Here is a 10379-nt window from a genome sequence, read left to right on the forward strand (position 1 = left end):
GGCCCGGGCGCGAGCGACCGTCGCCGCGTCGAGCTCGACGGTAACGTCGTCCAGGGCGATCTCGATCGGCGTCTCCGGCAGCTCCTGCCGGTCGGCGACGGCCGCGGCCAGCACGTCGACCATCCGCAGGTCGCCCTTGACCCGCCGGGCCGCGGGCGGGTCGGTCGCCGAGGTCTCCAGCCCGGGGTGCAGCTCCCCCGGCGTCGCGAACACCGCGTCGGTCTCGCCGAGCGAGGGCAGCACATCGCCGATGTAGCGCAGGAAGCCCGGGTTGGGGCCGATGATCAGCACGCCGCGGCGGGACATCCGCTCGCGGTGGGCGTAGAGCAGGTACGCGACCCGGTGCAGCGCGACGACGGTTTTGCCGGTCCCGGGCCCGCCGTCGATGACGACCACGCCGGTCCGGCCGAGCCGGATGATCTCGTCCTGCTCGGCCTGGATCGTGGCCACGATGTCGCCCATGGTCTCGCCGCGCGGAGCGGTCAGCGCGGCCAGCAGGACCTCGTCGCCGTCGGCCACGCCGTGGTCGAGGATGTCGTCGTGGAAATCGAGTATTCGCCGGCTCTGCGTGCGGAAATGGCGGCGGCGGGTGACCCCCTCGGGATTGGCCGCGGTGGCACAGTAAAATGGGCGGGCGACCGGCGCGCGCCAATCCGTCAGCAGCGGCCGGTAATCGTCGTCCTCGTCGAACAGCCCCATTCGGCCGATGTAGAGCACGTCGCCGGTATCGGTATCCGTGTCGAACCACCCGTCGAGCCGGCCGAAGCACAGCCCACTGTCGGCCACCCGCAGCCGCCGGAGCCGGTCGTTGAGCGTTCCGGCCGCGACGTCGCGTTGCCACAGGTCCTCGGTGGTCTCGGCCGAGCCGTTGCGCAGCACGCCGGACAGCTCGGCGGACGCCGCCGCGCGCTCCGCGTCGAGTCTCCCGTACAGAAACGCGATGTGCTCACGTTCCGCGGCCAGCTCGGCATCGTACCGTGTTCTCGAATTCTCTGCCTTTGACAAATGCGCCTCTCATCGCTATAATCATCGCGTTCCCGGCATTTCTCATATCATCTCGAAATAGCCGAGCAATTGATTATCACCCGGTTGTCAAGCGCCGATTGGCAGATTCAGATCCGGGACCTGACCCGGTGGACGAGACCGGCGTGCTCCACTTCGCCGGCGTGGTCGACGCCGTCCTGCGCCACCCGCACCCGGACGCCTGCGCGGTCGGCCTGTTCCTGGCGGCGCTCGGCTTCACCCTCGGCCCGCCCCGCGCGCCCGCGAACGCGAACCGCGACACCGGCCTCGGCGAGGGCCCGGTCGTCCCGGCCAGCAAGCGAATCTAGGCGATGCGAGCACCCGCCACGGCGGCGTCGAGCATGGTCGCCCACTGGCGCAGCACCCGCGCCCGGCGCCGGCTGTCGTCCGAGAGCAGGTTCGCCAGGCCCAGGCCGCGGGCCAGGTCCAGCGTCGCCTGCACCGCCTCGCGCACGCCCGGCACCGACTCGTCCACACCCAGCAGCTCGAGCGCCACCCGGTGGGTCTCCCGTCCGACGTGCGCCTCCAGCACCAGCACCCGCTCGCGCAGCTTCTCGTCCGACGAGGCCGCCACCCACAGGTGGATGGCCGCGCGGAACACCGGGCCGGTGAACATGTGCTCGACCATGTCGATCACCGCCTGGGTCCGGCCCGGCCCGCGCGGCAGGTCCCGGGCGTACGAGCGCAGCTGCGCCAGCCGCTCCTCCGTTACGTACTCGACCGCCGAGGTCACCAGATCCTCCCGGGTCGGGAAGTGGTGCTGGGCCGCACCGCGGGACACGCCCGCCCGCTCGGCCACCACCGCGACCGTGCTGCCCGACCAGCCGACCTCGGCCAGGCACTCGATCGCCGCCTCCAGCAGCCGCCGCCGCGTGGCGCGGCTGCGGTCCTGCCGGGGCCTTCCCGCCTCCCCGCGATTAAGACGTTTGGTCACCATGGGTTGGTAGCCTCCAGTTCGGTGCGTACCAGTGGCTGGGTTGCGTCACGTTCCCCTTGGGTGCGGTTGGTGCCAACCTGGCTTTCAGTAGGACTTGGGTAGGCCCAGGGTGTTCTGGGCGACGAAGTTGAGGATCATCTCCCGGCTCACCGGCGCGATCCGGTTCGCGCGGGACGCCGGCAGCAGCGCGGCCAGGCCGTACTCGGTGGTCAGCCCGTTGCCGCCGTGCACCTGGATCGCGGTGTCCACCGCCTTGACCGTCGCCTCGGCGGCGGCGTACTTCGCCATGTTCGCCGACTCGCCCGCGCCCTCGTCGTCGCCCGAGTCGTACAGCGCCGCGGCCTTCTGGGTCATCAGCCTCGCGAGCTCCAGCTGGATCTTCGCCTCCGCGAGCGGGTGCGCCACGCCCTGGTGCGCGCCGATCGGCGAGCTCCACACGGTCCGTGTCTTCGTGTACTCGACCGCCTTGGCCAGCGCGAAGCGACCCATGCCGATCGCGAAGGACGCGGCCATGATCCGCTCCGGGTTGAGGCCGGCGAACAGCTGCATGAGCGCCGCGTCCTGCGAGCCGACGAGCGCGTCGGCCGGCAGCCGCACGTCGTCGAGGAACAGCATGAACTGCTTGTCCGGGGAGATGATGTCCATCTCGACCGGCTGGTACTCGAAGCCGGGCGCGTCGGTCGGCACGATGAACAGCGCCGGCTTGAGGCGGCCGGTCTTCGCGTCCTCGGTACGGCCGACGACCAGCACGGCGGCCGCCTCGTCCACGCCGGAGATGAACACCTTCCGTCCATTGAGGACCCAGCCGTCACCGTCGCGGCGGGCGGTGGTGGTCAGCTTGTGGGCGTTGGACCCGGCGTCCGGCTCGGTGATCGCGAACGCCATGCGCAGCGAGCCGTCCGCGAACCGCGGCAGCCAGGTCCGCTTCTGGTCCTCGGTGCCGTAGCGAGTGATGATCGTCGCGCAGATGGCCGGCGATACGACCATCAGCAGCAGGCCGCAACCCTGCGCCGCCAGCTCCTCGGCCACCGCGGCCAGGTCGCCGATGTCGCCGCCCCCGCCGCCGTACTCCTCGGGCACGTTCACGCCGAGGTAGCCGAGCTTGCCGGCCTCGTCCCACAGCTCGGTGGTCTTCTCGCCGCCGCGGGCCTTGCGCCGGAACCACTCGCCGCCGTAGCGCCTGCCCAGGTCAGCGACCGCCGCCCGCAGCGCCTGCCGCTCCTCGGACTCGAGGTAGGCGTTCATGGCCGTGTTCATGGTTCGCTCCTCCGCTGCTCCCGGCACTCATGGCCGGCCGCCAATGCCCGGAAGGCGTCCTTCCGGGCGTCCAGTGTCCGGAAGGCGTCCTTCCAGGCTCCGGCACTCCCGCTCACGACTCCCCCTCGGCACTCACGACCGCCAGCACGCGGCCGACCTCGACCTGGTCCCCCGCGCCGACGCCGAGCTCGGTGACCACACCGTCGGCCGGGGCGTTGATCTGATGCTGCATCTTCATGGCCTCCAGCCACAGCAGCGGCTGTCCCTCGGTCACCGTCGCGCCCCGCTCGACCGCGACCCGGACGACCGTGCCGGGCATGGGCGCGAGCAGCGACCCGGCGGCGACCTGAGCGGCCGGGTCGGCGAACCGCTCGACCGGGGTCAGTGCCACCGAGCCGAGCGAAGAGTCTACACAGGACAGACCGGGGTACGCGGCGACCTCGAACCGGCGGCGCACGCCGTCGACGTCGAGCACGACCGACCCGGGGGTGGCCTCGACCAGCCGGACCCCCTCGGGCCCATCCAGCCCGGTCCTGGTGAGGCGGTAGCGGACCTCGTGCTCGTCACCGCCGGCCCGGTAGGTCTTGACCTGAGGCCCGGCGACGACGTTGCGCCAGCCGCTGGGAATCCGACCCAACACCGTCGCGCCCGCCCGGTTCGCGGCGGCGTCGGCCAGGGCGGCGGCCAGCACCGAGAGCCGCACGGTCTCCTCGGACGCCAGCGGCGCGGCCAGCGTGTCGAGGCCGTGCCGGTCGAGGAACGCCGTATCGGTGTCGCCGGCGAGGAAGGCCGGATGGGTCAGGATCCGCACGAGCAGGTCGCGGTTCGTGGTGACGCCGTGAACGCGGGCACGGGTAAGCGTGGCGGCGAGCGCGCGGGCGGCGGCGTCGCGAGTGGACGCCACCGAGATCACCTTGGCGAGCATCGGGTCGTAGTACGGGCTCACCACCTCGCCGCTCGCCACGCCCGAGTCGAGCCGAATCCCCTTCGCCAGCGGGACGAACTCGGCCGCCACCGAAGGGACGTCGAACCGGTGCAGCGTGCCGCTCGCCGGGCGCCAGCCCTCGGCGGGGTCCTCGGCATAGAGCCGGACCTCGATCGCGTGCCCGCGCGGCTCCGGCGGGCCGGCCGGCAGCGACCGTCCCTCCGCGACACTCAGCTGCAGCTCCACCAGGTCCAGGCCGGTGACGCACTCGGTGACGGGGTGCTCGACCTGCAGGCGGGTGTTCATCTCCAGGAAGTAGAAGCGGCCGTCGGAGTCGGCGAGGAACTCCACGGTCCCGGCGCCGACATAGCCGATGGCCTTGGCCGCGTTGCGGGCGGCGGCGAACAGCTCGTCACGCATCCCGGCGACGCGCGCCACGAGCGGCGATGGCGACTCCTCCACGACCTTCTGGTGGCGCCGCTGGATCGAGCACTCCCGCTCGCCGACCGCCCACACCGTGCCATGCGCGTCGCACAGCACCTGCACCTCGATGTGCCGCCCGGTCTCCAGGTACGGCTCGCAGAACACCGCGCCGTCGCCGAACGCGGCGACCGCCTCGGACCGCGCATCGTCCACCTGGGACGCCAGCTCGCCGAGCGTGCGGACCACCCGCATCCCCCGACCGCCGCCGCCCGCGGACGCCTTCACCAGCACCGGCAGGTCCGCCGCCGTGATCGCCGCCGGGTCCAGTTCGGACAGCACGGGCACGCCCGCCCCGGCCATGAGCCGCTTGGCCTCGATCTTCGAGCCCATCGACTCGATGGCCCCCGGCGGCGGGCCGACCCAGGTCAGACCGGCGCCGAGCACCGCACGGGCGAAGGCCGCGTTCTCCGACAGGAAGCCGTATCCGGGGTGCACGGCGTCCGCGCCGGACTCGCGGGCCGCCGCGACCAGCAGGTCCGCCCGCAGGTACGTGTCGGCGGACGCGGTGCCGGGCAGCGGCACGGCGGCGTCGGCCTCACGCACGTGCGCGGCGGTGGCATCCGCGTCGGAGTGCACCGCGACGGTCGAGATGCCCAGCGAGCGGCACGTGCGGAACACCCGGCGGGCGATCTCACCCCGGTTGGCGACGAGCAATGACGTGATCACGGCCCTCACATCCGGAAGACGCCGAAGCCGCCGGCGCCACTGATCGGTCCGTTGTGGATGGTCGACAGGCAGATGCCGAGCACGGTCCGGGTGTCCCGCGGGTCGATGATGCCGTCGTCGTAGAGCATGCCGGACAGGAACGTCGGCAGGGACTCGGCCTCGATCTGGTTCTCCACCATCGTGCGCATGGCCAGGTCCTGCTCCTCGCTGTACTCCTGACCGCGGCTCGCCGCCGCCTGCCGGGCCACGATGGACAGCACGCCGGCGAGCTGCTGCGGGCCCATCACCGCGGACTTCGCGCTCGGCCAGGCAAACAGGTACCGCGGGTCGTACGCCCGCCCACACATGCCATAGTGCCCCGCGCCGTAGGACGCTCCCATGAGGATCGAGATGTGCGGGACCGTCGAGTTGGACACCGCGTTGATCATCATGGCGCCGTGCTTGATGATGCCGCCCTGCTCGTACTCCTTGCCGACCATGTACCCGGTCGTGTTGTGCAGGAACAGCAGCGGCGTGTCGATCTGGTTGGCCAGCTGGATGAACTGCGCGGCCTTCTGCGACTCCTCGCTGAACAGCACCCCGCGCGCGTTGGCGAGGATGCCGACCGGGTAGCCGTGGACCCGCGCCCAGCCGGTGACCAGGCTGGTGCCGTACAACGGCTTGAACTCGTCGAAGTCCGAGCCGTCCACGACGCGGGCGATCACCTCACGCGGGTCGAACGGCACCTTGAGGTCGGTGGGCACGATGCCGAGCAGGTCCGCCGCGTCGTACTCGGGCTCGGCGTAGTCGTTGGCCGGTGCGGGACCCTGCTTGCGCCAGTTCAGCCGCGCCACGATCCGCCGGCCGATGCGGATCGCGTCCCGCTCGTCCTCGGCCAGGTAGTCGGCGAGGCCGGACGTGCGGGCGTGCATCTCCGCGCCGCCGAGCGACTCGTCGTCGGACTCCTCGCCGGTCGCCATCTTCACCAGCGGCGGGCCGCCGAGGAACACCTTTGCGCGTTCCTTGACCATCACCACGTAGTCGGACATGCCCGGCAGGTACGCGCCGCCGGCAGTGGAGTTGCCGAACACGAGCGCCACGGTCGGGATCCGGGCGGCCGACGCGCGGGTCAGGTCACGGAAGATCCGCCCGCCCGGGATGAAGATCTCCTTCTGCGTCGGCAGGTCCGCGCCGCCCGACTCGACCAGGTGGATGGCCGGGAGCCGGTTCTGCGCGGCGATGTCGGCCGCACGGTAGGACTTCTTCGCCGTCCACGGGTTGCTCGCGCCGCCCTTGACGGTCGGGTCGCTCCCGCTGACCATGCACTCGACGCCCTCGACCACGCCGATGCCGGTGACCACGCTGGCGCCTACCCGGTAGTCGCTGCCCCACGCGGCGAGCGGGGACAGCTCGAGGAAGGGCGAGTCCGGGTCGAGCAGCAGCTCGATGCGCTCCCGGACCAGCATCTTGCCGCGCTGGCGGTGCCGGTCGACGTACTTCTCGCCGCCGCCCGCGACCGCCTTGGCGTGCTCGGCCTCGATCTCGGCGAGCTTGGCGAGCATCGCCTCCCGGTTCGCTCCGAACTCGGCGGTGCTGGTGTCCACTGTGGAGCGCAGCATGGTCACGTCCGCTCGTCCCTCCGCGACGTGCCAGCAAGGACGCCTTCCTGACGTTGGGCGCCGTGAAGGACGCCTTCCTGGCGGGTATACCCGAGGACCTTCGCGGCCAGTCCGGTGAGGATCTCGGTGGTGCCGCCGCCGATGCCGAGGATCCGGATGTCCCGGTAGTGCCGCTCCACTTCGGACTCCCGCATGTATCCCAGTCCGCCGTGGAGCTGGACGGCCTCGTTGACGACCCACTCGCCGGCCTCGACCGCGGTGTTCTTCGCGAAGCAGGCCTCGGCGACGACCGGCTCGCCCCACGTGTGGCGGACGGCGACGTGGCGGGCGTAGGTGCGGGCGACGTCGGTCCGGCGGGCCATCTCGGTCAGCTTGTGCTGCACGACCTGGCGGGAGATCAGCGGCCGGCCGAACGTCTCGCGCAGCCGGCACCACCCGGCGGTCAGGTCCAGCGCGCGCTGCGCGGTGGCGTAGGCCTGGGCGGCGAGGGCGAGCCGCTCGCTGACGAAGTGGGTGGCGACCTGGGCGAACCCCTCGCCCTCCGCGCCGACGAGGTTCGCCACCGGCACCCGTGCGTCCACATAGGACAGCTCGGCGGTGTCGGAGCATAGCCAGCCCATCTTGTCGAGCTTGCGGGTGACAGTGAACCCCGGCGTGCCCTTCTCCACGACCAGCAGCGACAGGCCGTGCGCGCCCGCGTCGCCGGTGCGCACGACCGTGGTGACGAAGTCGGCCCGGGTGCCGGAGGTGATGAACGTCTTGGCGCCGTTGACGACGTAGTGGTCGCCGTCTCGCTTGGCCGTGGTGCGCACGTTCGCGACGTCCGAGCCGCCGTCGGGCTCGGTGACCGCGAGCGAGCCGACCAGCTCGCCGGCGAGGGTGGGCCGCACCCAGCGCTCGATCTGCGCGGGATCGCCCGCGTGCGCGATGTGCGGCAGCGCGATGCCCGAGGTGAACAGGCCGGCCACGAGGCCGCCCGAGCCGCCCGCGTAGTGGATCTCCTCGGTGATGGTCATGGCGTCGACGACGTCGCCGCCCCCGCCGCCGGCCGCCTCCGGGAACGACGCGCCGAGCAGGCCCAGCTCGCCGGCCTTGCGGTGCAGCTCACGGGGCAGCTCGCCGGCCCGCTCCCACTCGTCGAGGTGCGGGATGACCTCCTTCTCCACGAACCGTCTGGTCGTCTCGCGCAGGGCCCGCCGCTCCGGGGTGTCGAAGGGGTCTGTCATGCGGTCGCTCACAGGAGAGCCTCCGGGACGTCGACGAGCCGGGACCGCAGCCACTCGCCGAGCGACTTGGCCTGCGGGTCGAACCGGGTGGACGCGGCCACCCCCTGGCCGAGCAGGCCGTGCAGCACGAAGTTGACCGCGTCGAGGTTGGGCAGCGGGTGCCGCTCGATGTCCAGGTCCTTGGCCTCCGGCAGCAGCTCACGCAGCCGGTCGGTGGTCAGCTCGCGTGCCAGCCACGGGTAGGCCGCCGGGTCGCGGACCCACACGCCGAGGTTCGCGTCACCACCCTTGTCGCCGGACCGCGCGCCGGCGATCGTGCCGAGCGGGACCCGGCGGGTCGGTCCGGAATGTTGAACTCGCGCGTCCGCGGCGTTGGACTCGCGGGTCGGGAGTGTTGGACTCGCGAGGTTGGGGGGTGGGGGGATCGGGCGGCGTTCGCCGTTGGGGAGGACGGCGACCTGTTCGATCGACTGCTGGGGCACGTACTCGGGGCGGTAGACGCCGACCGGAGTGCCGTCGGCGGGTGGCGAGGTGAGCGTGAAGCCCGGGTACGACGCCAGCGCCAGCTCCACCGACGCCCGGGAGAACGCCTTGGCGCGCTGGGGATCCGGGGTCTTGATCGTGACGTGCAGCAGTGCGCTGGCCGTTTGCTCGGTCTCCGCGTCCTCGTGGTCGGTCCGCGCGAGTGTCCAGTGCAGACCCTCGGCGCCGACCGCGTCGGTGAGCTGGCGGCGGGCCAGTGCGGCCTTCGCCTCGATGTCGAGTCCACACAGGACGAACGTCATGCTGTTGCGGAACCCGTCGAGGGTGTTGACGCAGACCTTGACCGTCTCGGGCGGTGCCTCCCCCCGCACCCCGCTGATCCCGACCCGGTCCGGGCCGGCTCCGGCCAGCTCGATCGTGTCGAACCGGCTGGTGACGTCCGGTCCGAGGTAGCGCGGGCCGCCGATCTCGTACAGCAGCTGGGCCGTGACGGTCTCCACGGTGACCGCGCCGCCGGTACCCGCGTGCTTCGTGATGACCGCCGACCCGTCGGCGTCGATCTCGGCGATCGGGAAGCCGGGGTAGGCGAGGTCGGCGAGCTCGGTGAAGAACGCGAAGTTGCCGCCGGTCGCCTGGGTGCCGCACTCGATGACGTGGCCCGCGACCGTGGCACCGGCGAGCGCGTCGAAGTCGTCGCGGCCCCAGCCGTGGTGCGCGGCCGCCGGGCCGACCACGAGCGAGGCGTCGGTGACCCGGCCGGTGACCACGACGTCCGCGCCCGCGTTCAGGCACTCGACGATCCCCCAGCAGCCGAGGTAGGCGTTGGCCGTGAGCGCGCCCTCGAAGCCGCGGGCCAGCAGGTCGTCACCCTCCACATGGGACACCTTGACGTCGAGCCCGGTCCGCTCGGCCAGCTCGCGGACCGCCCGCGCGAGGCCGGCCGGGTTGAGTCCGCCGGCGTTCGTGACGATCGTGACGCCCTTGTCGACGGCGAGCCCGAGGCCCTCTTCGAGCTGGCGCAGAAACGTGCGGGCGTAGCCGCGGTCGGGGTCCTTCATGCGGTCGCGGCCGAGGATCAGCATGGTCAGCTCGGCGAGGTAGTCGCCGGTGAGGACGTCCAGCTCGCCGCCGGTGAGCATCTCCTTCAGCGCGGCGAACCGGTCCCCGTAGAACCCCGAGGCGTTCCCGATGCGGATCATGCCCTGCTCCCCACGTCGCGCCCGACACCCGGTGGCCCGGCGAAGGCCTGCGCGATGTCGAGCCAGCGGTCCGCGTCCGCGCCGGTCGCCGCGAGTGCGGTGTCCGCGCGGTGGACGCGCTGGGTGGCGAGCAGGCAGAAGTCCAACGCCGGCCCGGTGACCCGCTGCGCCGCCTCGGCCGGTCCCCACGTCCACGCCTCGCCGCCCGGTCCGGCCAGCTCGACCCGAAACGGCTCGGCGGGCGGGGTGAGCCCGCGCGTGCCGAAGGCGAAGTCGCGGGCGCGCACCGCGATGTGCGCGACGTGGCGCAGCCGCCCGGTCGGCTCGCGCCGCACGTCGAGCGCGTCGGCGATGTCGTAGCCGTGCGCCCAGGTCTCCATCATCCGGGCGGTGACCATGGAGGCGGCCGACATCGGCGGGCCGTACCAGAGCAGCTTGGTCCCGTCCGGCACCCGTTCGAGGGCGCCGGCCAGCTCCTCGCGCCCGAGCCGCCAGCCGGCGAGCAGCTCGGCGGGTGGCATCCGCGCCCCCTTCGCGGCGGCCCGGTCCACGGCCCGCTCGGCCCGCTCGGCCCGCTCGGCC

At 72.3% G+C, this 10379-nt stretch carries 8 protein-coding genes and 1 pseudogene; 1 reads left to right on the forward strand and 8 read right to left on the reverse strand.

Features of this window, described 5'->3' with window-relative positions; all coding sequences use genetic code 11:
* The coding region (locus tag ACRDTB_RS35235) for a HelD family protein (RefSeq protein WP_431436583.1) at positions 1–1005 on the reverse strand (1005 nt) is incomplete at its 3' end.
* A 128-nt stretch (positions 1006–1133) separates the two neighbouring features.
* On the opposite strand from ACRDTB_RS35235, the gene ACRDTB_RS35240 reads away from it, so the two are divergent.
* On the forward strand, positions 1134–1331 hold the full coding sequence (locus tag ACRDTB_RS35240; RefSeq protein ID WP_431436584.1) for a hypothetical protein: 198 nt from the start codon (positions 1134–1136) through the stop codon (positions 1329–1331).
* On the opposite strand, the gene ACRDTB_RS35245 is transcribed toward ACRDTB_RS35240, so the two are convergent.
* From ACRDTB_RS35245 to ACRDTB_RS35275, 7 genes and pseudogenes are all read right to left on the reverse strand, one after another.
* Positions 1328–1957 (reverse strand): TetR/AcrR family transcriptional regulator, encoded by a 630-nt coding sequence (locus tag ACRDTB_RS35245; protein ID WP_431436585.1) that lies wholly within the window; start codon positions 1955–1957, stop codon positions 1328–1330. The two genes, ACRDTB_RS35240 and ACRDTB_RS35245, sit on opposite strands and share 4 nt — an antisense overlap.
* 87 nt (positions 1958–2044) lie before the next feature.
* Positions 2045–3217, reverse strand: a complete 1173-nt coding sequence (locus ACRDTB_RS35250; RefSeq protein ID WP_431436586.1) for an acyl-CoA dehydrogenase family protein — start codon at positions 3215–3217, stop codon at positions 2045–2047.
* A gap of 112 nt (positions 3218–3329) precedes the next feature.
* Complete coding sequence (locus ACRDTB_RS35255) at positions 3330–5291, reverse strand: biotin carboxylase N-terminal domain-containing protein (RefSeq protein ID WP_431436587.1); 1962 nt, start codon at positions 5289–5291, stop codon at positions 3330–3332.
* A 5-nt stretch (positions 5292–5296) separates the two neighbouring features.
* The gene (locus ACRDTB_RS35260; protein ID WP_431436588.1) at positions 5297–6895 is read right to left on the reverse strand and encodes an acyl-CoA carboxylase subunit beta; all 1599 of its coding nucleotides are present in this window, start codon (positions 6893–6895) and stop codon (positions 5297–5299) included.
* Positions 6896–6972: 77 nt separating this feature from the next.
* Positions 6973–8115, reverse strand: a pseudogene (locus ACRDTB_RS35265) (acyl-CoA dehydrogenase family protein); the annotation flags it as partial.
* A gap of 8 nt (positions 8116–8123) precedes the next feature.
* On the reverse strand, positions 8124–9797 hold the full coding sequence (locus ACRDTB_RS35270; RefSeq protein ID WP_431436589.1) for an acyclic terpene utilization AtuA family protein: 1674 nt from the start codon (positions 9795–9797) through the stop codon (positions 8124–8126).
* Positions 9794–10379: TIGR03084 family metal-binding protein (locus ACRDTB_RS35275; protein ID WP_431436590.1), on the reverse strand; the 586-nt coding region annotated here is incomplete at its 5' end. The genes ACRDTB_RS35275 and ACRDTB_RS35270, both read right to left, overlap by 4 nt.

The organism is Actinophytocola sp. (assembly GCF_050699935.1).
Classification (GTDB): Bacteria; Actinomycetota; Actinomycetes; order Mycobacteriales; family Pseudonocardiaceae; genus Actinophytocola.

What these genes read in the sequence shown, in the direction of transcription:
- ACRDTB_RS35270 (WP_431436589.1), bottom strand. Translation starts at nt 9,797, where the DNA reads ATGATCCGCATCGGGAACGCCTCGGGGTTCTACGGGGACCGGTTCGCC.
- ACRDTB_RS35250 (WP_431436586.1), bottom strand. Translation starts at nt 3,217, where the DNA reads ATGAACACGGCCATGAACGCCTACCTCGAGTCCGAGGAGCGGCAGGCG.